The organism is Kitasatospora sp. NPDC088346 (genome assembly GCF_044740765.1).
Lineage (GTDB): Bacteria > Actinomycetota > Actinomycetes > Streptomycetales > Streptomycetaceae > Kitasatospora.
On record NZ_JBIURH010000004.1, the window covers coordinates 294767 to 318739 of the forward strand.

Annotated in this window: 26 protein-coding genes; 7 read left to right on the forward strand and 19 right to left on the reverse strand. The window is 73.4% G+C overall.

All coding sequences use genetic code 11. The annotated features are described in order from the left end of the window. Positions 1-56: 56 nt before the first annotated feature. From folE to dacB, 6 genes are all read right to left on the reverse strand, one after another. The gene (folE, locus tag ACIOFR_RS09115; RefSeq protein WP_400993857.1) at positions 57-662 is read right to left on the reverse strand and encodes a GTP cyclohydrolase I FolE; all 606 of its coding nucleotides are present in this window, start codon (positions 660-662) and stop codon (positions 57-59) included. 119 nt (positions 663-781) lie between these two features. After that, entirely contained in the window at positions 782-2821 is a 2040-nt protein-coding gene (gene ftsH / locus ACIOFR_RS09120) for an ATP-dependent zinc metalloprotease FtsH (protein ID WP_400993859.1), read from the reverse strand. Between the two features lie 220 nt (positions 2822-3041). Then, positions 3042-3596, reverse strand: coding sequence for a hypoxanthine phosphoribosyltransferase (hpt, locus tag ACIOFR_RS09125; protein ID WP_400993862.1), 555 nt, complete (start codon positions 3594-3596; stop codon positions 3042-3044). 65 nt (positions 3597-3661) lie between these two features. Continuing rightward, a complete protein-coding gene (gene tilS / locus ACIOFR_RS09130; RefSeq protein ID WP_400993865.1) occupies positions 3662-4798 on the reverse strand; it encodes a tRNA lysidine(34) synthetase TilS in 1137 nt (378 codons plus the stop codon). A gap of 304 nt (positions 4799-5102) precedes the next feature. Beyond that, positions 5103-6269: a zinc-dependent metalloprotease gene (locus ACIOFR_RS09135; RefSeq protein WP_400993869.1), complete on the reverse strand. Its 1167-nt coding sequence runs from the start codon at positions 6267-6269 to the stop codon at positions 5103-5105. 82 nt (positions 6270-6351) lie between these two features. Then, positions 6352-7794 carry a D-alanyl-D-alanine carboxypeptidase/D-alanyl-D-alanine-endopeptidase gene (dacB, locus tag ACIOFR_RS09140; protein WP_400993872.1) on the reverse strand — a complete coding sequence of 481 codons (1443 nt, stop codon included), beginning with the start codon at positions 7792-7794 and terminating at the stop codon, positions 6352-6354. 76 nt (positions 7795-7870) lie between these two features. Here dacB and ACIOFR_RS09145 point away from each other — a divergent pair, with 76 nt between their 5' ends. Further along, positions 7871-8362: an inorganic diphosphatase gene (locus ACIOFR_RS09145; protein ID WP_400993874.1), complete on the forward strand. Its 492-nt coding sequence runs from the start codon at positions 7871-7873 to the stop codon at positions 8360-8362. 250 nt (positions 8363-8612) lie between these two features. Next, positions 8613-9281, forward strand: a complete 669-nt coding sequence (locus tag ACIOFR_RS09150) for a heme oxygenase (biliverdin-producing) (protein WP_400993876.1) — start codon at positions 8613-8615, stop codon at positions 9279-9281. Between the two features lie 134 nt (positions 9282-9415). Here ACIOFR_RS09150 and ACIOFR_RS09155 read toward each other — a convergent pair whose 3' ends face one another. Next, a complete protein-coding gene (locus ACIOFR_RS09155; protein ID WP_400993879.1) occupies positions 9416-10978 on the reverse strand; it encodes an HtaA domain-containing protein in 1563 nt (520 codons plus the stop codon). A gap of 38 nt (positions 10979-11016) precedes the next feature. Beyond that, a complete protein-coding gene (locus tag ACIOFR_RS09160; RefSeq protein WP_400993882.1) occupies positions 11017-12546 on the reverse strand; it encodes an HtaA domain-containing protein in 1530 nt (509 codons plus the stop codon). A gap of 171 nt (positions 12547-12717) precedes the next feature. Here ACIOFR_RS09160 and ACIOFR_RS09165 point away from each other — a divergent pair, with 171 nt between their 5' ends. The 3 genes from ACIOFR_RS09165 to ACIOFR_RS09175 are packed head-to-tail and all read left to right on the forward strand — an operon-like array spanning position 12718 to position 15673. Next, positions 12718-13722, forward strand: coding sequence for a hemin ABC transporter substrate-binding protein (locus ACIOFR_RS09165; RefSeq protein WP_400993884.1), 1005 nt, complete (start codon positions 12718-12720; stop codon positions 13720-13722). Further along, entirely contained in the window at positions 13719-14801 is a 1083-nt protein-coding gene (locus ACIOFR_RS09170) for a FecCD family ABC transporter permease (protein WP_400993887.1), read from the forward strand. Before ACIOFR_RS09165 ends, ACIOFR_RS09170 begins: the two co-directional genes overlap by 4 nt. Then, a complete protein-coding gene (locus tag ACIOFR_RS09175) occupies positions 14798-15673 on the forward strand; it encodes a heme ABC transporter ATP-binding protein (protein ID WP_400993889.1) in 876 nt (291 codons plus the stop codon). The genes ACIOFR_RS09170 and ACIOFR_RS09175 overlap by 4 nt, the downstream gene beginning before the upstream one ends. Here the strand turns inward: ACIOFR_RS09175 and ACIOFR_RS09180 are convergent. The 3 genes from ACIOFR_RS09180 to ACIOFR_RS09190 all read right to left on the reverse strand — a co-directional run bounded on the left by ACIOFR_RS09180 (position 15625) and on the right by ACIOFR_RS09190 (position 17627). Next, complete coding sequence (locus ACIOFR_RS09180) at positions 15625-15840, reverse strand: dodecin (RefSeq protein ID WP_400993892.1); 216 nt, start codon at positions 15838-15840, stop codon at positions 15625-15627. The two genes, ACIOFR_RS09175 and ACIOFR_RS09180, sit on opposite strands and share 49 nt — an antisense overlap. Positions 15841-16057: 217 nt before the next feature. Then, entirely contained in the window at positions 16058-17008 is a 951-nt protein-coding gene (locus ACIOFR_RS09185; RefSeq protein WP_400993895.1) for an asparaginase, read from the reverse strand. A gap of 73 nt (positions 17009-17081) precedes the next feature. Then, positions 17082-17627, reverse strand: a complete 546-nt coding sequence (locus tag ACIOFR_RS09190; protein ID WP_400993898.1) for an ABC transporter substrate-binding protein — start codon at positions 17625-17627, stop codon at positions 17082-17084. Between the two features lie 366 nt (positions 17628-17993). Between ACIOFR_RS09190 and dtd the strand changes: the two genes are divergently transcribed. Continuing rightward, positions 17994-18431: a D-aminoacyl-tRNA deacylase gene (dtd, locus tag ACIOFR_RS09195; protein ID WP_400993901.1), complete on the forward strand. Its 438-nt coding sequence runs from the start codon at positions 17994-17996 to the stop codon at positions 18429-18431. 4 nt (positions 18432-18435) lie between these two features. On the opposite strand, the gene ACIOFR_RS09200 is transcribed toward dtd, so the two are convergent. From ACIOFR_RS09200 to ACIOFR_RS09210, 3 genes are all read right to left on the reverse strand, one after another. Continuing rightward, positions 18436-19401 carry a YgfZ/GcvT domain-containing protein gene (locus ACIOFR_RS09200; RefSeq protein WP_400993904.1) on the reverse strand — a complete coding sequence of 322 codons (966 nt, stop codon included), beginning with the start codon at positions 19399-19401 and terminating at the stop codon, positions 18436-18438. 23 nt (positions 19402-19424) lie between these two features. Continuing rightward, a complete protein-coding gene (locus tag ACIOFR_RS09205) occupies positions 19425-19895 on the reverse strand; it encodes a Fur family transcriptional regulator (protein WP_400993906.1) in 471 nt (156 codons plus the stop codon). Between the two features lie 89 nt (positions 19896-19984). After that, positions 19985-20569 (reverse strand): FABP family protein, encoded by a 585-nt coding sequence (locus ACIOFR_RS09210; RefSeq protein ID WP_400993909.1) that lies wholly within the window; start codon positions 20567-20569, stop codon positions 19985-19987. 272 nt (positions 20570-20841) lie between these two features. On the opposite strand from ACIOFR_RS09210, the gene ACIOFR_RS09215 reads away from it, so the two are divergent. Then, positions 20842-21204, forward strand: a complete 363-nt coding sequence (locus ACIOFR_RS09215; protein WP_400993911.1) for a DsrE family protein — start codon at positions 20842-20844, stop codon at positions 21202-21204. Positions 21205-21211: 7 nt separating this feature from the next. Here the strand turns inward: ACIOFR_RS09215 and ACIOFR_RS09220 are convergent, their stop codons facing one another. The 5 genes from ACIOFR_RS09220 to ACIOFR_RS09240 form a co-directional block, all read right to left on the reverse strand. Then, positions 21212-21484 (reverse strand): DUF3099 domain-containing protein, encoded by a 273-nt coding sequence (locus tag ACIOFR_RS09220; protein WP_400993913.1) that lies wholly within the window; start codon positions 21482-21484, stop codon positions 21212-21214. 80 nt (positions 21485-21564) lie between these two features. Next, a complete protein-coding gene (locus tag ACIOFR_RS09225) occupies positions 21565-21855 on the reverse strand; it encodes a DUF1416 domain-containing protein (RefSeq protein ID WP_400993916.1) in 291 nt (96 codons plus the stop codon). Between the two features lie 34 nt (positions 21856-21889). Further along, positions 21890-22726 carry a sulfurtransferase gene (locus tag ACIOFR_RS09230; protein WP_400993919.1) on the reverse strand — a complete coding sequence of 279 codons (837 nt, stop codon included), beginning with the start codon at positions 22724-22726 and terminating at the stop codon, positions 21890-21892. 218 nt (positions 22727-22944) lie between these two features. Next, positions 22945-23025 carry a putative leader peptide gene (locus ACIOFR_RS09235; RefSeq protein WP_350637490.1) on the reverse strand — a complete coding sequence of 27 codons (81 nt, stop codon included), beginning with the start codon at positions 23023-23025 and terminating at the stop codon, positions 22945-22947. A gap of 262 nt (positions 23026-23287) precedes the next feature. Beyond that, complete coding sequence (locus ACIOFR_RS09240) at positions 23288-23959, reverse strand: DUF2993 domain-containing protein (RefSeq protein ID WP_400993921.1); 672 nt, start codon at positions 23957-23959, stop codon at positions 23288-23290. Positions 23960-23973 lie beyond the last annotated feature (14 nt).

A 23973-nucleotide genomic window follows, 5' to 3' on the forward strand; every position in this document is an offset into this window, starting at 1 on the left:
GGCCCGGTGAGCGTCCCGGCCTGTGAGCTCCCGGCCGGGTCGGCGCCCGCTCCCGGTCAGCGCCCGATGATGAGGCTCATCGCCTCGGCGCGGGTGGCGGGGTCGCGGAGCTGGCCGCGCACCGCGGAGGTGAGGGTCTTGGCGCCGGGCTTGCGGATGCCCCGCATCGACATGCACATGTGCTCGCACTCGATGACGACGATCGCCCCGCGGGGCTCCAGGATCCGCATCAGCGAGTCGGCGACCTGGCTGGTGAGGCGCTCCTGCACCTGCGGGCGGCGGGCGAAGACGTCGACCAGCCGGGCGAGCTTGGACAGCCCGGTGATCTTGCCGGTGGTGGACGGGATGTAGCCGACGTGGGCGACGCCCCGGAACGGCACCAGGTGGTGCTCGCAGGTCGAGAACACCTCGATGTCCTTGACCAGCACCATCTCGTCGTGGCCGAGGTCGAAGGTGGTGGTGAGGACGTCCTCCGGGCGCTGCCGCAGGCCCGCGAATATCTCCTGGTACGCCCGGGCGACCCGGGCGGGCGTCTCCAGCAACCCCTCGCGGTCCGGGTCCTCGCCGACCGCGATCAGCAGCTCGCGCACCGCGTTCTCGGCCCGTTTCTGGTCGAAGTCCCCGACGGCGGCTTCACCCTCGAGAGTCACCGGATCGATCATGCGTGCCTCGCTTGGCTGCGGAGTGGGCGGAAGGAACGGGTCTGGCAGCACGGATGCCGCGCCTCCAGGGTACAAACCCTGGTGACGCGGCATCCATTCCGTCCGGTGTGCCGAGTGGATCAGGCCTCGGCGGGGCCCTCCGGCAGCTTGCGCACGTCGACCGCCGGGGCGTCGACGGACGGCACCGCGATGCCGTTGGAGAGCGCGAGCTCCTTGGGCGACTGGACCGGCGGGCGGGTGGAGGGGGTACGCCGCGAGGAGCCCGTCCAGGCCGGACGGTGCGGGCGCTTGATCACGTGGGCGAAGACCTCCGCGATCTGCTCCTTGTTGAGCGTCTCCTTCTCCAGCAGCTCCAGGACGAGGTTGTCGAGCACGTCGCGGTTCTCGACCAGGATCTCCCAGGCCTCGTTGTGCGCCGTCTCGATGAGCTTCTTGACCTCCTCATCCACCAGCCCGGCGACCTCTTCCGAGTAGTCGCGCTGGTGGCCCATCTCGCGGCCGAGGAACGGCTCCGAGTCGCTGGAGCCGAACTTGATCGCGCCGAGGCGCTCGCTCATGCCGTACTGGGTGACCATGGCCCGCGCCGTGGCGGTGGCCTTCTCGATGTCGTTCGAGGCGCCGGTGGTCGGGTCGTGGAAGACCAGCTCCTCCGCCGCGCGGCCGCCCAACATGTACGCCAGCTGGTCGAGCATCTCGTTACGGGTGGTGGAGTACTTGTCCTCGTCCGGCAGCACCATGGTGTAGCCGAGCGCCCGTCCCCGGGACAGGATGGTGATCTTGTGCACCGGGTCGGAGTAGTTGCACGCCGCCGCCACCAGGGCGTGGCCGCCCTCGTGGTACGCGGTGATCTTCTTCTCCTTGTCGGACATGATCCGGCTGCGCTTCTGCGGGCCGGCCACCACGCGGTCGATGGCCTCGTCCAGGATGAAGTTGTCGATCAGCTTCTTGTCCGACCGGGCGGTCAGCAGGGCGGCCTCGTTGAGGACGTTGCTGAGGTCCGCGCCGGTGAAGCCGGGGGTGCGCTTGGCGACGGCCGAGAGGTCGACGTCGGGCGCGATCGGCTTGCCCTTCTGGTGCACCTTGAGGATGTCCAGACGGCCCTGGAGGTCGGGGCGGTCGACCGCGATCTGCCGGTCGAAGCGGCCCGGGCGCAGCAGCGCCGGGTCGAGGATGTCCGGGCGGTTGGTGGCGGCGATCAGGATGACGCCGCCCTTGACGTCGAAGCCGTCCATCTCGACCAGCAGCTGGTTGAGGGTCTGCTCGCGCTCGTCGTGGCCGCCGCCGAGACCCGCACCGCGGTGCCGGCCGACGGCGTCGATCTCGTCGACGAAGATGATCGCCGGCGCGTTTGCCTTGGCCTGCTCGAACAGGTCGCGGACCCGGGAGGCACCGACACCGACGAACATCTCGACGAAGTCGGAGCCGGAGATCGAGTAGAACGGCACGCCGGCCTCGCCCGCGACGGCGCGCGCCAGCAGGGTCTTGCCGGTACCGGGCGGGCCGTAGAGCAGCACGCCCTTGGGGATCTTGGCACCGACCGCCTGGAACTTTGACGGCTCCTGCAGGAACTCCTTGATCTCCTGGAGCTCCTCCACCGCCTCGTCCGCACCGGCCACGTCGGAGAACGTGGTCTTCGGGGTGTCCTTGGTGAGCAGCTTGGCCTTGGACTTGCCGAACTGCATGACCCGCGAGCCGCCACCCTGCATCTGGTTCATCAGGAACAGGAAGACCAGCACGATGATCACGATGGGCAGCATCGACAGCAGCAGACTCATGAAGGTCGACTGCTTCTCGGGGCTGATGGTGTAGTTGTCCGGCAGCTGGCCGTTGGCGAACTGGGTCTGAAGCCGGTCCGCGATGTCCTTGGCCTGCTGGTCCGAGACGTAGGACGCCTGGAACTTGCTGCCCGATGGCTGCTTGCCGGAGCTGTTGGAGGGCAGCTTCTGGTCGCCCTTGAGCTCAATCTTGATCAGGTTCGAGTCACCAGTGGTGATCTCCGCCGACTTCACCTGCTGCTTGTCGATCGCAGCAACGACCTGACCGGTGTCCACCGTCTTGTAGCCGCCGGAGTCGGAGACGACCTGCATCAGCACAACGACGGCGAGGACGGCCAGCACGATCCACATGATCGGCGCACGGAAGTATCGCTTGACGTCCATCCATGCGGGGCGTTGCCGCCCCGTCCCTCCTGCCACTCAACGGCGCTGCGCGACGGGAGTCGCGGGCGCATCCGGGTATGTGCTCATGAGAAGAGCGGTTTATTGGACCGTACCGCAGTCCCACTCGCTCAAGGCGAGAGCACCGACGACACGACGTATTTTCCTACCCCGGCTCAACGGGTGGGAACGGTGCTCCGTTCCCACCCGTAGCCCGAACGATTCAGCCCCCGTAGACGTGCGGTGCCAGGGTGCCGATGAAGGGCAGGTTTCGCAGCTTTTCGGCGTAGTCCAGGCCGTAGCCCACCACGAACTCGTTGGGAATGTCGAAACCGACGTACTTGACGTCGATGGTCACCTTCGCCGCGTCCGGCTTGCGGAGCAGGGTGCAGACCTCCAGCGAGGCCGGGCCGCGCGAGCCCAGGTTGCCCAGCAGCCAGGACAGGGTCAGACCGGAGTCGATGATGTCCTCGACGATCAGGACGTCCCGGCCGGCGATGTCGGTGTCCAGGTCCTTGAGGATCCGCACCACGCCGGAGGACTTGGTGCCCATCCCGTACGAGGAGACCGCCATCCAGTCCATGGTCACCCGCGAGTGCAGGGCCCGGGCGAGGTCGGCCATGACCATCACGGCGCCCTTGAGCACCCCGACGATCAGCAGATCGCGACCGGCGTAGTCCTGGTCGATCCGCTCGGCCAGCTCGGCCAGCTTGGCGTCGATCTCGTCCTTGCTGATGAGCACCTTCGCCAGGTCGGCGCCCATGTCGTTCTGATCCACCGGGGATACGTCCTCAAACGTTCGGGGTCTGGGTTCGGCGGCGGCCCTGGGACCAGCGGACGGGCTCACGCCCGCTGATCGCCCTGTCGCCGAAAGACCAGCGTGCCACACCGGCGGACGGCTTCCACTCCCCCGGGTAGGTGCAGCGGCCCCTGACCGCGCCACCCGGTGACCAGCAGGTCCACCGCTTCGAGGTGACGGGCGAACAGGTCCCCGGCCGGGCAGCCCGCGCGCAGGGCGGCCCGGCGCAGCACCCGGCGGCGGACGGCGGGCGGCAGACCGGTGAGTTTGCCGACGTCCAGGGCGCCTTCGGCCGTTCGGAGGTCGGGCTCGGCGAGGGCGGCCCACTGGTCGAGGGCGTCGGCGTCGTCGCGGAACAGCCGGGCGGTGCGGGCCAGGGCCTCCACCACGCCGCCGCCCAGGTGCTTCTCCAGCACCGGCAGCACCTCGTGGCGGACCCGGGAGCGGGTGTAGGCGGGGTCCGTGTTGTGCGGGTCGTCCCAGACCGGGATGGACTGGGCGGTGCAGGCCTGCCGGGTGGCCGCGCGGTCCAGTTCCAACAGCGGCCGGCGGTAGCGGCCCTTCTGCGCGGGCATGCCGGCCAGCGAGCGGGAGCCGGAGCCCCGGGCCAGGCCCAGCAGGACGGTCTCGGCCTGGTCGTCACGGGTGTGGCCGAGCAGCACGGCGAGGGCCCCGAGCCGGTCGGCCGCGTCGTCCAGCGCCGCGTACCGGGCGTCGCGGGCGGCGTTCTCCGGGCCGCCGTCGCGGCCGACCCGGACCCGGATCGCCTCGACCGGCTCCAGCCCGAGCTCCCCGAGCCGGTCGGCGACCTGCCGGGCCCGCTCGGCGGACCCGTTCTGCAGCCCGTGGTCGACGGTGACCGCGCCGACCCGCAGCCCCAGCTTGGGCGCCTCGAACGCGGTGGCGGTGGCCAGCGCCATGGAGTCCGCGCCGCCGCTGACCGCGACCAGGACGAGTGGGGACCCCGGCGCGGCCGGGGTCCTGGGCAGGCCGGAAGGGTGTCGGCGGGCGTTGCCGATCAGGGTGGTGGCGCCGGCCAGGGCGGCCTCGGGCGCGGCGGCCGGGCGCAACCGCGGCGCCCGGGTCGGCGAGCCCGGGACGACACCGGCCTCGGCGGCGAGTTCGGCGAGGGTACGGCGGACGGCGAGGCGTATCGCCGCGACAGCAGGATGTGGGCCCACGGGGATGCACTCCTTGGCGGAGGGGGGAACGGGCAGGCCGGAGGCAGCGCCACAGGGTGCGGGGAACACCCGGTCAGCTCTCTGTCACCATGCGCTCACAGATGGTCGCAGAATCCGGCCGCCGGCTACGCCACCCGCGCCACCGGTACGACCACCGTCCCACGTACGGGTGAATGAAGAAACGTTCATTCGGGCTCCGTCTGCACGGCTGCGCCACTCCTGCGGGCGCCGGCGGCCGGCCCCGGGAGCGCCACCGGACGCCGTCGGAGCGCCACCGGCCGGGGTCGGCGGCGCGCTGGGGCGCTCAGCCGACCACCCGGGCCACCCAGGCGGCCGGATCGTGGATCTCCTCCTTGGTCGGGAGGGTGTTCGGCGACGTCCAGACCCGGTTGAAACCCTCGATCCCGACCCGGTCCACCACGCCGCGCACGAAGACCGCGCCGTCCTGGTACTGGCGCAGCTTGGCGTCCATGCCGAGCAGCCGGCGCAGGACCAGGTCGAGCCGGCCGGCGCCGCGGTCGCGGCGCTGCTGGAACTTCTCCCGGATCTCCGCCACCGAGGGCACCACGGCCGGGCCGACGCCGTCCATGACCACGTCGGCGTGACCCTCCAGGAGCGACATGACCGCCGTCAGCCGGCCCAGGATCTCGCGCTGGGCGGGCGACTGGACGGCCTCCAGCAGGGTGCTGGGCCCGGATCCGTCACCGCGGCCGCCGAGGCCCGGCAGGCCGCCGCCGAAGGCCTCCCTGGCCCGTTCCAGCAGCGCGCCCGGGTCGACGTCGGCCTGGGCCAGGAACGCCTGCACCTCGGACTGGATGTGGTCGCGCAGCCAGGGCACGGCCGTGAACTGGGTGCGGTGGGTCTCCTCGTGCAGGCAGACCCAGAGCCGGAAGTCGTGCGGGTCGACGTCCAGCTCGCGCTCGACGTGCACGATGTTCGGCGCGACCAGCAGCAGCCGCCCGGGGCCCGGCAGGTCGGGGCCGCGGCGCGGCTTGTCGAACAGTCCGGCCGGGCTGTCCGGCGGGGCCGGCAGCTCGGCCGGGGCGAAGGTCTCGTACTGCCCGAGCACCTTGGTCGACAGGAAGGCCAGGACCGCGCCGACCTCGACGCCGGTGGCCTTCTCGCCGAAGGAGCCCATCACCGCCGTGCCCGCGCCGGAGCCGCGACGGGCCTGGAGCTTGTCGACCAGCGGCTGGACGATGGTGCGGAAGCCGGCCACGTTGGCCCGCACCCAGCCCGGCCGGTCGACCACCAGGACGGGGGTGGCGACCGCGTCGGCCAGGCTGCTGGAGCGCATCCGGGTGAACTCGCGGACGTGCTCCTCCGCCTCCAGCGCGTGCCGGCGCAGTTCGGCGACGACCCTGCGGGCCTCCTCCCGGGACACCTCGGGGCCGGGACGGACCAGCCGGGTCGCCGTCGCGACCGCGAGATCCCAGTCGACCATGTCCACCCTGCCGCTCGCGCTCGTCATGCCCTCACGGTACGTGCTCGGACGCGCCTGGGGGAGGGAGTCCGCAGCGGAACGCCCCTCCCCCGGCGACCGGGCCGGGAGGTCAGTGGCAGCCGCAGGCGACCAGCCGCGCGACGATCCGGTCGACGGCGGCCCGCGCGGTGTCCGCGCCGGCCCCGGTCCTGGTCATCATCGCGAAGGCCAGCACCCGGCCGTCGGCGTCCACCACGGTGCCCGCCAGCGTGTTGACACCCGAGAGGCTGCCGGTCTTGGCCCGGAGGATGCCGGACGCCTCACCCGCGCCGGACCTGGCGCCGAACCGGCCGGCCAGGGTGCCGGTGAAGCCGGCGACCGGCAGGCCGGTGAGCACCGGGCGCAGCTCGGGGTGGTCCGGGGAGGCGGCCGTCGCCAGCAGCTTCACCAGCGTGGTCGGCGGGATCAGGTTGGCCGTGCTCAGCCCGCTGCCGTCGTTGAGCAGCACGCCGGTGGTCGGGATCCCGAGCTTGGCCAGGACCTGGGTGACCGCGCCCGCGGCGCCCTCGAAGCTGGCGGGCTGGTGCGCGGCGACGGCCACCTGCCGGGCGACGGCCTCGGCGATGGTGTTGTCCGAGTAGGTGAGCAGCCGCTCGACCAGCCGGGCCAGGGTGGGCGAGGAGACCGTGCCGAGGGTGCGGGCGTCGGCGCCCGCGGTGGCGGCGGCCGGCCGGCCCTGGACGGTGATCCCGACGGCCTTGAGCGCCGCCGTGAAGGCGTCCGCCGCCTGGGCGGCCGGGTCGGGCACCCGGGCCGGCGCCTCCAGCAGGGAGCGGGGCTCGTACTTGCCCTCGTCCACCATCAGCGGGGTGACGGGGGCGACGTTGTAGTCGTCCTTCTCCATGTGCCGGATCGGGCCGGTGTAAAGCGAGGTGTCGTAGCCGAGCCGGACGGTGGTGGTGCCGGCGGCCTTGAGCGCGGCGGCGGTCTGCGCGGCCAGGTCGGCCATCGACGCGGGGGCGTTGTCCGGGTCCACCGGGAGGCCGCCGACCTGCACCTGATCGGCCGGGAGGGCGGTGAGGGTCGGGTCGCCGCCGCCGATCAGGACGATCTCGTCCGGCTTGGCGCCCGCGACCACCCGGGTGGTGATCCGGTGGTCGGCGGGCAGCGACGACAGGGCCGCGACCGAGGTGGCCAGCTTGGTGGTGGAGGCCGGGGTGGCCGGGACGTTCTCGCCCGCGCCGAACAGGAACTGGCCGGTGGCGGCGTCCGAGACGGCGAAGTTCAGCGTCCCGAGCGACTTGTCCTGGAGCAGCGGGGCCAGCGCCTGCTGCAGGCCCTGGGCGGTCGGCACGGTGTCGGCGGCGTCCGCCACCGGTGCCAGCACCGCCCCGCCCGGAAGCGGGACGGCCGCCGTCCCCGGAGCCCGGCTGCCGCTCTGCCCCGCGGCGGGGGAGGGTGCGGCGAGCGCCCGTTCCGTCCCGACCGCCAGCCCGGACGTCGCGAGGGCCGCCCCCAGCACGCCCGCGACCGCGGCCCTGCGCCGCCGTCCCACCCCTGTACCACCGTTCACCGACCGGCCCCTTTCCAGAGCACACCTTGCCGTAGGAGACACTTGGATTCTGTCAGTCCCTACCTTGGAGGAACCGTTGGAGTTCGACGTCCTGATCGAGATCCCGAAGGGCTCGCGGAACAAGTACGAGGTCGACCATGAGACCGGCCGCCTCCGTCTGGACCGGATGCTCTTCACCTCGACCCGCTACCCGGCCGACTACGGCTACGTCGAGGGCACCCTGGGCGAGGACGGCGACCCGCTGGACGCGCTGGTCATCCTGGACGAGCCGACCTTCCCCGGCTGCCTGATCAAGTGCCGCGCGATCGGCATGTTCCACATGACCGACGAGGCCGGCGGCGACGACAAGCTGCTCTGCGTCCCGGCGACCGACCCGCGCTGGGAGCACCTGCGGGACATCCACCACGTGTCGGAGTTCGACCGTCTGGAGATCCAGCACTTCTTCGAGGTCTACAAGGACCTGGAGCCCGGCAAGTCCGTCGAGGGCGCCAACTGGGTGGGCCGGGTCGAGGCCGAGGCCGAGATCGTCGCCTCGATCGAGCGGCTGAAGGACCAGGGCGGTCACTGAACCGCCGTCCCGCCGTCGTGCGGGGTGACCGGGAGGCCGGGACGAGCGAATCGCTCGTCCCGGCCTTCTGCCGTCCGGAGGGGTCCGGCTCGGGGTCCGGAGGGGTCCGCCCCGGGGCGGACCGGGCTGCGGCGCGGGGCCGGGTGCGGCCGGCGGATTTTTACCGACAGGGTGTCGGCATGACATTGACTTAGGTAACCCTAACCAGAAGAATCGTAGGGACAGTCCGTCCGGAACCGGAGGCCACCGCATGCCCAACTCCGAGCCCCTCGCCTTCTCCGCCGTGCTGCGGACCGCCAGCAGCCAGGAGCACGAGGCCGCCGAGCACTCGCCCTTCATGGGCCACCTGCTGAACGGCCGCCTCGGAGTGGACGCCTACGCCGAGCTCACCGGCCAGTTGTGGTTCGTCTACCGGGCCCTGGAGGGCCGGGCCGCCGAGCTCGCCGACCACCCGGTGGTCGGCCCGCTGATCGACCCGGCGCTGCTGCGCACCGCCGCGCTGGAGCGCGACCTGGCCCACCTGCTCGGTGCCGGCTGGCGGGACGGCCTCGCCCCGCTGCCCGCCACCGCCGCGTACGTGGCCCGGCTGGAGGAGCTCGCCGAGCGGTGGCCGAACGGCTACCTCGCCCACCACTACACGCGCTACCTGGGCGACCTGTCGGGCGGTCAGATCATCCGCGGCATCGCCGAGCGGACCTGGGGCTTCGAACGCAAGGGCGCCGGCGTGGAGTTCTACGTCTTCGCGGAGATCTCCAACCCGGCCGCGTACAAGCGCGACTACCGGGAGAAGCTCGACGCGGCGGGCCTCGCGATGGACGAGGTCGAACGGCGCCGGGTGGTCGAGGAGTGCAAGCGGGCCTTCACCCTGAACGGCGCGGTCTTCGCCGATCTGGACACCCGGTACCCGCTGAGTGCCTGACCCCCGCCGGCGCGGACGGTGAGCCGCCGGGTCGGTGGACGACCCGGCGGCTCACCGCGTTCCGGCGGTGGCGCGCGGGGCGGGACACGACCGGTCCCCCGGCGGTGGCGCGCCGGGGGACCGGTGGCTGTGCGTCAGCTGTCGCGGGCGGTCCGGCGGCGGAGCAGGACGGTGGTCCCGCCGCCCAGCAGGAGCAGGCCGGTCGCGGTCGCGAGCAGCGGAACGAACGGGGTGTCGGTGCCGGTGGAGGCGAGCACCCCGCCGGTCGAGTAGCCGGTGGCGCCGGTGAGGGTCAGGCCGGGGCCGGCCGGCACCGGGGCGGCGGTGGTGGCCGGGGTGCTCGGTGCGCCGGTCGGCAGCGCCGCGCCCTTCTCGAAGGCCAGCACGACGGTCACCGGGTCGAGCGCGGCGCCGGCCCGGTAGAAGCCCCCGAAGGCCGGGGCGCCCTGCTCGGTGAGGGTGGCGGGCAGGTCGGCGAGCGTCACCACGCCCTTGACCGGGGTGAAGCTCGCCTTGGAGAGGTCCAGCCGGGCCACCGGTACGGCGGTCAGCGTGGTGGTCTTCCCGTCCATGCCCTTGGCCGTGACGTCGGCGACCAGGAAGGCCCCGGTCCGGTCGACCTTCAGGCCGAGCCGGGCGAAGGCGAGGTCCAGCTGGTGGCCGCCGGAGGCGTCCGGGTGGCCCAGGAAGCGCACGGTACCGGCGAAGGCGGCGGTGACCCCGTGCGTGGCGGTGTCGTACTCGCCCGTCCCGCCGGCGAAGCGGTAGTCGGCCGCACCGGAGCCGAACTCGACCCGGCCCTGGGCTGCCGGACCGGCCAGGTAGCTGCGGAAGCTCTCCTTGAAGCCCCAGTTCAGGGCGCCGTCGACGATCGGCAGCCGGGCGCCCGCCGGGGGCGTGCCGGGCGAGACGGAGGCGCTCGGCGAGACCGGCGCGCTCGCCGAGACGGAAGCGCTCGCCGAGGCCGAGGCGCCCGCGGAGGCGCTCGTCGAGGCCGAGGCGCCCGCCGACGGCGACGCGGCGTCGGAGGCCGGTGCGGAGGCCGAGGGGCTGGCCGGCGCAGCGGACTTCAGCACCAGGTTCAGCGGGTCCATCACGGTGCCGACCGGGTAGAACGGCGCGAACACCTTGGCGCCGTCCGCCGTCAGGGCGGTGGCGGTGTCGCCGCCGGCCGTGGTGTCGCGGCCGACCGTGAAGGTCACCAGGGCGACGTCCTGGCGGTTGACGATCTGCGGGGTGGTCGAGCCCTCGGGGGTCTCCCGGGTCGCGGTGTCGGCGGTCAGGGTGCCGGTGGTGCCGGTGGTGGTGAGCCTGAAGTCGTCCAGGGTGATGTCCAGGGCGCCCCGGTGCGCGGTGAAGTGCACCCCGCCGGTGAAGGCGGCCGACAGGGTGTGCGTCGCCAGGTCGTAGCGGCCGGAGCCGAGGCCGAGGTGCAGGGCGCCGGAGGCGTTCCGGGTGGCGCCGCCGGTCGTCTGGATCTTCCCGCCGTCGGAGGCCGGGCCCTCCAGGTAGGTGCGGAAGCTCTGCTTGACGCCCCAGTCCAGCCCGCCCTGGTCGTAGACCACCTCGGTGGGGCCGGCCCCGAAGGCCGGGCCCGGGGCGCCGACGGCGGTCAGCCCGAGGCCGACCGCGGCGGCGGCGAGCGCGGCGAGCGGCGGGCGGCTGCGGCGACCGCGGTTCGTGGTGCGGGAGTTCATGGAACGAGGGCTCCTTGTGGCGGGGGAAGGGGACGGGATCAGGAGGCGCGGCGGCGGCGCCGCAGGAGGACCACGCCGGCCACCGCCAGGGCCGCGGCGAGCAGGACGCCGACCACGGCGAGGGCGGGCCCGGCCGAGGAGCCCCCGGCGGTGGCCGCGGCCACCGGGGAGGCCGCGGGCGGGGCCGGCGCGGACGGGGCGGACGGGGCGGACGGGGCGGACGGGGCGGACGGGGCGGACGGGGCGGACGGGGCGGACGGGGAGACGCTGCCGATGTCGGGCAGCGGGGGGAGCGCGGCGGCCGGGTCGAGCGCCATCGCGAAGCTCAGCGGGTCCATCGCGGTGCCCGCCGGGTAGAGCGAGCCGAACGCCCCGGCGCCGTCCTCGGTGAGCCGGAGCGGCAGTTCGACGGCCTTCAGCAGGCCGCCCTCGGCCTTGAGCCCGGCCGGGTCGAAGGTGCCGATCGGCACCGCGGGGCGCTGCTGGGCGGCGCCGTCCGGGGTGCGTCCCAGGACGTCCGCGGTGAGCGTGCCCCGGCCGGCGGCGACCGAGACCGCCGGGTTGGCGAGGGTGAGGTCGAGGCCGTAGCCGTCGCCGCTCTGCAGGCCGCGGAACTGCACCCGCCCGGTGAAGGCCGCGGTGAGCGCGCCGGTGGCCGGGTCGTAGCTGCCCCGGCCGGCGGCCCAGCGGAAGAACGCGCCGCCGTCCGCGGCGCCGTCCGCGAGCTGCCAGCCGCCCTTGGCGATCGACCCGGTGACGTAGTCCCGGAAGGTCCTGCGGACGCCCCAGTCGAGCGCGCCGGCGGCGAACTCGGTACGGGCCGGCGGCGTCGACGCACCCGGGCTCGGGCCCGGGGCCGCGGTGGTGGCCGTGGTGGACGGGCTCGACCCGGTGCGGTCGGTGGGCTTCGTGCCGGGGGCCGAGGGCTGCGGTGCCGGTTCGGCGGGCAGGTTGACCGAGACGGTCACCGGATCCAGCGCCGTCCCGGCGGTGTAGAAGCCGCCGAAGGCCTTGGCCCCGGCGGCGGTCAGGGTCGCCGGTACGTTGCCGAGGGTCAGCGTGCCGGTGGCGCCGCGCAGGTTGAGGCCGCCGAGGGAGAGGTCCGCGAACCTTGCCTGGGAGACGCTGGAGACGGCGCCGCTGTCCTTGTCCTTGCCGGTGACGTCGGCGTACAGGCCGGCGCCGCCGCTGCCGTCCGTCCGCAGCGCGAACCGCCCCAGCTGGAGGTCGAGCTGGTGGCTGCCGTCGGCGTTCTGGTGGCCGAGGAAGCGCACGCCGCCGGAGAACGAGGCGGTGAGTGCGCCGCTCGCCGGGTCGTACGAGCCGGTCGCCGAGTGGAACCGGAAGCCGGCGCCGCCGACCGTGGCCGCGCCCCCGGTGAGGTTCCAACTGCCGTGCGCGATCGGGCCGGTGACGTAGCCGAGGAAGGACTGCTTGATGCCCCAGTCGAGCCGCCCGCCGGAGACCCTGCCCTCCGCCGCTCCGGCCTGCGGCGGCGTCAGCAGCAGCGCGGCCAGCGCGGCGACCAGGACTGCGGCGATCCGGCGCAGCCGTCGGGAAAAGGGCATGGCGAAGCTCATCTCGGCAGGGGTGGAGGGCGGCGCGTTCGGGGGCGGCGGCGACCCACCCTCTTGCGCTTCCAAGGTAAGGCTAACCTAATATATGCATCCGGGACCGTACTCGGTCAACAGTTCCCACCGGAGCGACCGCGGCGGCAAAGGTCTACGAAGGGGCCGCAGTTGAGCAGCACCACCACATTCCGGGCCCGCGCGCTGGCCGTCGCGGCGCTCCTGCTCGCCGCGGTGTCCTGCACCGGCGCCACCGACCGCGCCGGGCACGGCACCTCCGCCGCCCCGGCCGCCGCCGACCGGGTCGAACCCGTCACCGCGGCCGTCGCCCCGGCCCTCCCGACGACCACCGCCTCGGCCGACGGCCGGCAGGTCACCGTCGCGAGCGCGGAGCGGATCATCCCGCTCAGCGGCAGCCTCTCCGAGATCGTCTTCAGCCTCGGCCTCGGCTCCAGGGTGGTCGCCCGCGACGTCTCCACCACCTTCGAGCAGGCCGCCGCCCTGCCGGTGATCACCCAGGCCCACGACGTCTCCGCCGAGGGCGTGCTCTCCCTGCACCCGACCGTCGTCCTGGCCGACCGCTCCACCGGCCCGGCGGAGGCGGTCGAGCAGATCCGCGCCGCCGGCGTCCCGCTGCTCGTCCTGGACGACGCCAAGCAGCTCTCCGACGTGGACGGCCGGATCTCCGGGGTCGCCGCCGCCCTCGGAGTCCCCGCCGCCGGCAAGGAGTTGACCGACCGCACCGACGCCCGCACCGCCGAGGTCCGCGCCACGGCCCCCACCGGCCCCCGGCCCAAGGTCGCCTTCCTCTACCTGCGCGGCTCGGCCTCGGTCTACCTGCTCGGCGGCGCCCGCTCCGGAGCCCCCTCCCTGCTGGAGGCCGTCGGCGCCGTCGACGCCGGCACCGCCTCCGGCCTCACCTCCGACTTCACCCCGCTCACCAGCGAAGCCCTGGTCAAGGCCGCACCCGACGCCATCCTGGTGATGAGCAAGGGCCTGGACTCGGTCGGCGGCGTGGACGCGCTGCTCAAGCTGCCCGGCGTCGCCGAGACCCCCGCCGGGCTGGACCGCCGGATCGTCTCCGTCGAGGACGGCATGCTGCTCAGCTACGGCCCGCGCACCCCCCAGGTGCTCCGCTCGATCGCCGACCAGCTCCACCGCGGGACCGCCGGGTGACCGCGCCGACCGTGACGCCCACCGCGCCCACCGCCGCACCGGGCCGCCGCCGCCCGCGCCGCACCACGCTGCTCACCGCCGCCCTCGGCGCCGCGCTGGTCGCCATCGCCCTGCTGGCCGCCGGCGTCGGCGCGTACGACATCCCGCTCGGCGACATCCTCGCCTCGCTGGCCCACCGCCTGGGACTCGGCGGCCACCCGCTGGACCGGGTGCCCGAGTCGGTGCTCTGGAACGTCCGCCTCCCCCGGGTGGTGCTGGCCCTGCTGGTCGGCGGCTCGCTCGGCTGCGCCGGCACCCTGATGCAGGGCGTCTTCGGCAACCCGCTCGCCGAGCCGGGCGTGATCGGCGTCTCCTCCGGCGGCGCGGTCGGCGCGGTCGGCTGCATCGTGCTCGGCCTGGACGCCTTCGGCAGCTGGACGGTCACCGTCTTCGCGTTCGCCGCCGGCCTGCTGACCGTCTTCGCGGTGTACGCACTCGCCCGCTCCGGCGGCCGGACCGAGGTGGTCACCCTGGTGCTCACCGGGGTCGCGGTGAACGCCTTCTGCGGCGCGCTGATCGGCATCTTCCTGTTCACCGCCGACAGCGCGGCGATCAACCAGGTCACCTTCTGGCAGCTCGGCTCGCTCGCCCAGGCCACCTGGGGCAAGGTGCTCGGCGTCCTCCCGTTCGCCGTGGTCGGCCTGGCCGTCGCCCCGCTGTACGCCCGCCGGCTGGACCTGCTGGCGCTCGGCGAGAAGCCCGCCCGGCACCTCGGCGTGGACGTCGAGCGGATGCGGCTCACCCTGATCACCGTGGTCGCGCTGCTGACCGCGGCGGCCGTGTCGGTCAGCGGCGTGATCGGCTTCGTCGGCCTGATCGTCCCGCACCTGCTGCGGATGGCCGCCGGGCCGGGCCACCGTTTCCTGCTGCCGGCCGGCATCCTCGGCGGCGCCCTGGTGCTGGCCGCCGGCGACCTCGCCGCACGGACCGTCGCCCAGCCCGCCGAGCTCCCGCTCGGGGTGCTCACCGCCCTGATCGGCAGCCCGTTCTTCTTCTGGCTGCTGCGCCGGACCCGGAGCCGTCAGGGAGGGTGGGCATGAGGCGCGCGCGACGCTTTCCCGAGCGGCCGGCCGCCGGTGCCGAGGTGCTGACGGCGACCGGGCTGCGGCTCGAACTCGGCGGCCGCGAACTGCTGGCGGGCGTGGACCTGGGCGTGCGGGCCGGTGAGCTGCTGGCCCTGCTCGGGCCGAACGGCGCCGGCAAGTCCACCCTCCTCGGGGTGCTCGCCGGCGACCTCGCCCCCACCACCGGGAGCCTGCTGCTGCACGGCGGGCCGCTGGCCGAGGTGAAGGTCGCCGACCTGGCCCTGCACCGCGCCCTGCTCCCGCAGTCCTCCGGGCTGTCGTTCCCCTTCCCGGTCGACGAGGTGGTCCGGATGGGCCGCGCGCCCTGGGCCGGCACTCCCGCCGCCGCGCAGGACGACGCGGTGGTCGCCGAGGTGCTGGAGCTGACCGGGACGGCGCAGTTCGCCGGACGCCCGTTCACGGCCCTGTCGGGCGGCGAACGGGCCCGGGTGGCACTCGCCCGGGTGCTCGCGCAGCGGGCCTGCCTGCTGCTGCTGGACGAGCCGACCGCCGCGCTCGACCTGCGCCACCAGGAGCTGGTGCTGCGGCTGGCCCGGCAGCGCGCCGCCGCCGGGGACGCGGTGGTGGTCGTCCTGCACGACCTGTCACTGGCGGCGGCCTACGCCGACCGGGTGGTGCTGCTGGCGGCCGGGCGGGCGGTCGCCGACGGCCCGGTGCGCGAGGTGCTCGCCGGGCCGCTGCTGTCCGAGGTGTACGGCCATCCGGTGGAGGTGCTGGACCATCCCCGCACCGGGGCGCCGCTGGTGCTGCCCGACCGTACGTGGGGCGGCCCGCCGGATCAGCCCTCGTCGTCGAGCCGGAAGCCGACCTTCAGCCCCACCTGGTAGTGCTCGATCCGGCCGTCCGCGATGTGCCCGCGCACCTGGACCACCTCGAACCAGTCCAGGTTGCGCAGCGTCTGGGCGGCCCGGTCGACGGCGTTCCTGATCGCCTGGTCGACGCCCTCGCCGGAGGAGCCGACGATCTCGGTGACGCGGTAGATGTGGTCCGTCATGGCAGTCTCCTGAGCAGTCCGGTACGGCACGTCCGAGGTCCCCCGGTCCACCGTGCCGCACCCGGCCGCACCCCGCGCGCCGGAGCACCCGCCCGTGGCGGGCGGCCGCAAGGGCCGCCGCAAGGGCCGCCGGAAGAGCCACCGCGCCGCCGCGAACGCCGCCCGACCGCCGCGAGGCGCCCGCGCAGAAGGCCGTCAGGAGCCAGTCAGAAGCCCTTCAGAAGGCCGCCCGGACCTCTCCGACCACCGCACCGCCGCCGTGCAGCGGCGCGGCGCCGATCCGGTCCAGCACCTCGTGCTCGACGCCCAGGCGGCGCAGCACCTCGGCCAGCACCGGGCCGCAGGCCCGCTCGGTCCCGTCCTCGATCTTGAAGGCGAGCGCCCGGCCGTCGGCCAGCGCGACCACCTGGATGGCCTCCGCGCCCATCTTGGACAGTGCCCCGGGCACGGCCCGCATCAGCCAGGTGTCGATCCGGCGGGTGCCGGCCACGTACTCCGGGTGTGCCCGCATCGCGTCGGCCACCCGGCGCGGCGCGGTACCGGGCTCGGCCAGCAGCAGCTCGCGGTAGCCACGGGCCAGGCCGGTCAGCGAGACGGCGAGCAGCGGGGCGCCGCAGCCGTCGGTGCCGAGGTGGGCGGGCTGCTCGCCGGTGGCCTCCTCCAGCGCCTCGCGGGCGAGCAACTGGATCGGGTGGGCCGGGTCGAGGTAGCTCGCGGTGTCCCAGCCGTTGGCGGCGCAGGCGGCGAGCCAGCCGGCGTGCTTGCCGGAGCAGTCCATCAGGATCGGGCTGCGATCGCCGCCCCGGCGCAGCAGTTGCTCGGCCTCGGTCGCGTCCAGGGGGAGGTCGGCCGGGGTCCTCAGGTCGGCTTCGGAGAGTCCGGCCTCGGCGAGTATGCGCCGCACGGCGTCGAGGTGGAACGTTTCAGCGGAGTGGCTGGAGGCGGCCAGCGCCAGCAGCTCGCCCTCGATCGCCAGCCCGGCCCGCAGGGTGGCCACGGCCTGGAAGGGCTTGGCGGTGGACCGCGGGAAGATCGGGGCGTCCGGCTCGCCGAGGGCGAGGTCGACCGTGCCGTCGGCGGCCAGCAGGACCAGCGAGCCGCGGTGACGGCTCTCGGTGAATCCGGAGCGGACGACCTCGGCGAGTACGGGCAGAGTGGACTGCGGCATGGGGTGACTCCAGTGATTCCAGGGGCACAGGGTGAGGGTGGCCCGGCCGCCGTCCCGCCCCCGGCGGGTCCCCTCAGCCCCCGGTGAGCAGGTCGTCGACCCGTGCTTCACCCTCACGGTACCTGCGGGTGATTTCCGCGCTGCAGTCGTCCGCCGTCCGCTGCAGCAGCTGGCGGCGGCCGGAGACCTCCCGCTCGTGCTGGGTCAGCCGCTCCACCGCGGCCAGCAGGTCGGCGGTCGGGTGCGCGGCCAGGTCGGCCAGCTGGACGTCGCCCATCAGCTCGTCCGCCTCGGTGCGGGCCTGCTCGCTGCGCGGCGGCCCGAGGGTGACGTGCCGGGCCGGGCGCCGGACGGAGGACGGGGGGTCCGCCAGGATGGCCGGCAGCCGGTCCAGCAGCGCGCCGACGTCGAACGCGGCGATCGCGGACTCGTCGAGCGGCACCTCCCGGCGGTCGAGCTCGGCCCGCAGGATGTCCAGCCGGCCGTGCAGCAAACGGCGGAGGTACGAGAGGTCGGCCTCCTGCTCCTGGGCGTCCCGGCGCAGCGCGCGCAGCTCCTCCAGGCCCAGCCGGCCGATCCAGCCGGCCTGTTCCCGGGCCGTCCCGCTCGCGTCCATCATCCAACCACCTGCCGTGATCCGATCCCGCCCTGACTCCAGTACGGGGCCCGTACTGGAGCACGCCCGGACATCCCCGGGGGTTCCCCCGGCACCCCGCTGCCACCCGCCCGGGCGACTGCGGCCGGTACGGGTGTACGAGCCGCCCGCACACCGTCGGACGGCGCACCGTACGGCACCGTCCGACAGCGTGCCACCCCCGCCCGGGCATGTGCACGCCCGAGCACCCGAACGGCCCCGTGGCGAACGGGGGTGGCTGATACGACCGGAGCAATCCGCAGGCAGGCACGCGCCCTCAGGGGCGCGCAGCGCGCCACCCCGGCGTGCGGACAGGTCATTCGCGCCCTTGCACTCCGGCAGAATGGCGGCATGCGAGCAGTGGTGCAGCGGGTGGCCGGGGCGGGCGTGACGGTGGACGGCGAGAGCGTCGGGTCGATCGAGGGCCCGGGGCTGTGCGTCCTGGTGGGCGTGACCCACGACGACACCCCGGCGAAGGCCGCCCAACTCGCCCGCAAGCTCTGGACCCTGCGGCTCTTCGACGGCGGGGACGGGGCCGAGCGGTCCTGCTCGGACCTGGGCGCACCGCTCCTGGTGATCAGTCAGTTCACGCTCTACGGCGACGCCCGCAAGGGTCGCCGCCCCACCTGGAACGCCGCCGCGCCCGGCCCGCTCGCCGAGCCGCTGGTCGACGCGGTGGTGGACGAACTGCGGGCGCTGGGCGCGACGGTGGCGACCGGGCGGTTCGGCGCGGACATGAAGGTGGCGCTGGTGAACGACGGACCGTTCACCGTGCTGCTGGAGGTCTGAGCCGCTACTGCGGGACCACCACGTCCTGGGTGGCCGGCACCGTGCCGGCCAGCAGCACCGCGTCCACCGGCACGTTGCGCTTCACCAGCGCGAGCGCGATCGGGCCGAGCTCGTGGTGGCGGGCCGAGGAGGTGACGAAGCCCAGGGCGCGGCCCGCCCCGCCGTCCGCGGCGAGCCGGACCTCGGTGCCGTGCGCGGGCAGCTTCTCCTCGGTGCCGTCCAGGTGCAGGAAGACCAGCCGGCGCGGCGGACGGCCGAGGTTGTGCACCCGGGCGACCGTCTCCTGGCCGCGGTAGCAGCCCTTCTGCAGGTGGACGGCGCTGCCCAGCCAGTCCACCTCGTGCGGGATGGTGCGGTGGTCCGTCTCGAAGCCGAGCCGCGGCCGGTGGCCCTCCACCCGCAGCGCCTCGTACGCCCACACCCCGGCGGCCGGGCCGTAGCCCCCGACCAGCTCCGCGAGCTCGGCGCGCGGCACGAACAGGTCCCGGCCGTAGGGGAGTTCGCGTACCGCCGCGGCGCCCTCGGCGGAGGCCGTGGAGCCGGCGGGCAGGTGCACCACCGCGTAGTCGGCGGTCGCGTCGGCGACCTCCACCCGGTAGAAGAACTTCATGCTCTCCAGGTAGGCGACCAGCGCCTGCTGGGTGCCCGGCTCGACGTGGGCCCAGGTCGTGGTGCCGTCGTCGACCAGGTACAGGGCGTGCTCGACGTGGCCGTTCGGGGAGAGCACCAGCGCCTCGGTGGCCTGCTGCGGCGGCAGCTCGCTGACGTGCTGGGTGAGCAGCAGGTGCAGCCAGGAGAGGCGGTCCGCGCCGCTGACGGTGACCACGCCGCGGTGCGAGAGGTCCACGAAACCACGTCCCTCGGCGAGCTCGCGCTGCTCGCGGAAGATGTTGCCGTAGTGGGCGGCGACGCCCTCGTCGGCCCCCTCGGCGGGGACGGCACCGGGCAGGGCAAGCAGCGGGCTCTTCATACCGGCCAGCTTACGTCCGCCGCTCAACCGGTCTGCGACTGCTCCCGCTTCGCCGTGCAGTCGGCGCAGCGGCCGAAGATCGCGAAGTGCTTGAGGTCGGTGTCGAAGCCGTGCTCGGCCCGCAGGCCGTCGATCAGCGGGGCGGCGATCGCGGTGTCGGTCTCGGTGACCTTGTCGCAGTCCCGGCAGACCAGGTGCAGGTGGGTGTGCCGGCCGGCCAGGTGGTAGGTGGGCGCGCCGTGCCCGAGGTGCGCGTGGCTGACCAGGCCGAGCTCCTCCAGCAGCTCCAGCGTGCGGTACACGGTGGAGATGTTGACCCCGCTGGCCGTCCTGCGGACCTGGGAGAGGATCTCGTCCGGGGTGGCGTGGTCGAGGGTGTCCACCGCCTCCAGCACCAGCTGGCGCTGGGGGGTGAGCCGGTAACCGCGCTCGCGCAGGTCGGTCTTCCAGTCGGTGGTGCCCTGGAGTCCGCTGGGGGTGTCGGTGTTGGCCACGGTGTCGTCCCTGCCCGGTCGAGGTCGTGAGACAAGTGTAGGGACCGACCGGGTGGTCGGTCCCTCGTCCTGCGCCGTGCCGGGCGGGCTCAGCGGAAGAAGGCGATGCCGTCGTCCGGAAGGTCCGCGATGTCCTGGATCAGCTTGGCGGGGTTGAGCACCTTCTTGAGCTGGGCCGACATGTACGGCCGCAGCGGCACCTCGGGGGCGGACTTCTCGCCGACCCACAGCAGTTCCTCGCCGACCAGCCCGAAGAGCCGCTTGCCGCCGCTGTACGCCGCCGAGCCCTCGATCCTGGCGACCGCGTCGGTCGCCAGGTCGATCTGCGGCTTGCCGTCGTGCAGCTTGCCGTACCAGATCTCCACGGTGCCGTCGTCGCGGACGGAGGAGACCTCGATCTCGCGCTCGCCGGAGCTGCCGTGCTGGTTGGTGGTGACGCGCCAGAAGGCGTGCTCGTTCTCCAGCGGCCGGACCTTCTCGCCCTCGTTGTCCAGCACCCAGGTACGGGAGCGGAACTCCAGGAAGGCGCGGCCGTCGTGCCGGAACACGACCTCCTGGCCGAAGTTGCACTTCTCGCTGCCGGGGAAGTCGAAGACGCCGGCGCCCTCCCAGGTCCCCAGGAGGAAGGCCAGCGGGACGACGTCCTTGTGGAGGTCTGAAGGGATCTCGATCATGTTCCTGGTCACTGTCGTCGGGACGGGTTCGCCATCAACCGTACGGCAGTCGCGGTCAGCGCTGGCCCTGGTAGAGCTTCATCACCGAGAAGATCGCGAACCAGGTGATCAGCACGGCCATCAGAGCCAGCAGGCTGTCGAAGAAGATTTCGAGACCGGACACGGGGTGCTCCCATTGACGGCATTGGCATACAGGGCGGACGCGGCCGAGTCTATCCAACGGTGATCCGGCGCTCACGGTGAGCCCCACCACGTCGGGCTAGGGTGTCGCCATGTCGAAGAAGCTGGTCATCAAGGTCACCGCCGGGGCCGACGCGCCGGAGCGCTGCTCGCAGGCCTTCACGGTGGCCGCGGTCGCGGTCGCCAGCGGGGTCGAGGTCTCGCTCTGGCTGACCGGGGAGTCGTCCTGGTTCGCGCTGCCGGGCCGGGCCGCCGACTTCGAGCTGCCGCACGCGGCGCCGCTGCCGGACCTGCTGGAGTCGGTGCTGGCGGCCGGGACGGTCACCCTGTGCACCCAGTGCGCGGCGCGGCGCGGGATCGAGGAGAAGGACACCGTCGAGGGCGTCCGGATCGCGGGCGCCCAGGTCTTCCTGAGCGAGATCATGGCCGACGGCGTGCAGGCCCTGGTCTACTGAGGACGCCCTACGGGCGGCGCTCGTGGTCGGGGTGGTCCCGGTCGTGGCCGGGGTCGTCCCACTTCGGGTCGTCCCAGCGCGGGTCGTTCCACCAGTCGTCCTCGGGGTCGCGCCGGTTGGCGAGGATCGCCGCCAGCGGCGGGATCACCATCGCCACCACGCACATCCCGATCGCGGCCGGCACCGACCAGAACCGCACCACGCCCCAGGCCAGCACGAACAGGCCGAGGCAGACCCCCATCATCACGAAGTAGCGCACGTGGCGCCGGTGTGCCCGCACACCTCCAGGGTATGACCGAGGGCCCCCGCGGAGCGGGGGCCCTCGGTGCTCACGGTCCGTCCGGACCGCGATCGGTCGGTTCAGACCGCGATCGCGACCTCGGTGAGCTCGCCCTGGGAGGCGACCACCACCCGGTCGACGGTCGCGCCGGGTACCAGCGCACGCAGCGTCCAGGTGCCGGGCCGGGCGAAGAACCGGAACTGTCCGGTCGACGAGGTGGGCACCTCCGCCGTGAAATCGCCGTTCTGGTCGAGCAGGCGCACGTAACCGTGCACCGGCTCCTGGTCCCGGGTCACCGAACCCTGGATGATCGTCTCGCTGGCCACGTCAACTCCTGCCAGGTCCGGGCCGCCGGCCTTCGCACCGCACATGTCTGTCTTCCCTCTCTTACGGTGGAGCCGAGGCTCAGTTGTCGCCGAGCGCGATCGGCACGCCCACGAGGCTGCCGTACTCGGTCCACGAGCCGTCGTAGTTCTTGACGTTCTCCTGGCCCAGCAGCTCGTGCAGCACGAACCAGGTGAGCGCGGAGCGCTCGCCGATGCGGCAGTAGGCGATGGTGTCCTTCGCCAGGTCGACGCCCTCGGCGGTGTAGAGCGCCGCGAGCTCCTCGTCCGACTTGAAGGTGCCGTCGTCGTTCGCGTTCTTGGCCCACGGGATGTTGCGGGCGGTCGGGACGTGGCCCGGGCGCTGCGACTGCTCCTGCGGCAGGTGGGCCGGGGCGAGCAGGCGGCCGGAGAACTCGTCGGGCGAGCGCACGTCGACCAGGTTCAGGGTGCCGATCGCGTTCACGACGTCGTCGCGGAAGGCGCGGATCGAGGAGTCGACGGGCTGCGCCGCGTACTGGGTCGCGGCCCGCTCCGGCTGCTCGACGACCAGCTCGCGGGAGTCCAGCTCCCACTTCTTGCGGCCGCCGTCCAGCAGGCGGACGTCGCCGTGGCCGTACAGCTTGAAGTACCAGTAGGCGTACGAGGCGAACCAGTTGTTGTTGCCGCCGTACAGCACCACGGTGTCGTCGTTGGCGATGCCCTTGGCGCTGAGCAGCGCCTCGAAGCCGGCCTGGTCGATGAAGTCGCGGCGGACCGGGTCCTGGAGGTCCTTCTTCCAGTCGATCCGGACGGCGTTGCGGATGTGGTTCTTGTCGTACGCGGAGGTGTCCTCGTCGACCTCGACGACGACGACCTTCGGGTCGTCCAGGCGGGCCTGGACCCAGTCGGCGTCTACCAGGACGTCGCTGCGGCTCATGGTGGTTTCTCCATCCGGGGGCGGTTGGCGGAAGAGGGCTGTTCAGGGGGCGCCCGGGGCTGCCCGTCCGGACTTCTGTCCGAATACTGGGACAGGGCGGAGTGCGGGAGGCCGGGGCCGGCAGTGCTGGAGCTGGAGGTGCGAACGCTGCCCACTATCGTGGGTCGGGTCGTCGCAGCGGGTCGGGCGAGCCGGAGATACCGGTCAGAACTGCCCGGTCAGCGCATTCGACACAGGCAGGTGGACACGCGGCACAGGTCTACCGCCCGCCGCTTCGTGAGATCCGCCTGTCGCTTCATGTCGACGATGCTAGGGACATCCCGGGCCCGCTGTCATCAGCGTGTCGAATAGTGAGACCAGAATGGCCGAATAGCGAGATTTGCCGAATCACCGGCTCCACTCCACCGCGCCGGGGCGCCCCGGACACCTCCCGGACGCCCGGACGGCACCGCTCCGCGGGTCGGCGCTGGACAGCGCGTCTCGCGGAGCGGGACGGAGCGAACGAAGGGATCGGAGCGAACGAAGGGCTCGGGGAGGACGGAGGGAACGCGGGGCCCGGCGTCAGCCGATCAGCCGGACGTCGCTGCCGCGGAAGTCCAGCAGCAGCCCCTCCGGCTCCGGGGTCACCCCCGCCAGGCTCAAACCGGCCGGCAGCCGGCTCAGCGTGAAGCTCCGCGGCGACAGCAGGTCCTTCACCTTCCCGTTCAACGCCGCGGCCATGCCGGTGAGTTGGAACCCGTCGGCGACCACGGTGTTGCCCTCGCTGTGCACCTTGCCCTCGCCGATCGAGATCCCCGCCACCGAGGCCTTCACCTTGCCGGGCCCGCCGTAGGAGAGGTCCAGCCGGTCCGCGCCCTGCACCAGCTTGGCCGCGTCCGGGTACGAGATCAGTCCGCTGCCGGTGGCGGTGCGCACGGTGGCGCTGCGGTAGGAGTCGCCGACCGAGACGCCCGAGAGACCGGCCTTGAAGGCGTGCACCGAGACCTGCTGGCGCCCGTCGCTGACCTGCACCCCGTCCGCGGAGAGGTGGACGCCGTCGAACTCCCCGGACAGCGCCTGGGTGAGGAAGGGGAAGCCGTCGATCGACACGTGCGGCCGGGTGTTCAGCCGGCCGCTGCTCACCAGCTGGTCGGCGGCCTCGTCCTCGGCCACCCCGACCGCGACCCGGTCCGCCCCGACCAGCAGGCCGGTCAGCACCCCAAGACCGATCGTCAGCTTCAGCCAGCCCCGCATCTCACTCCCCCGTG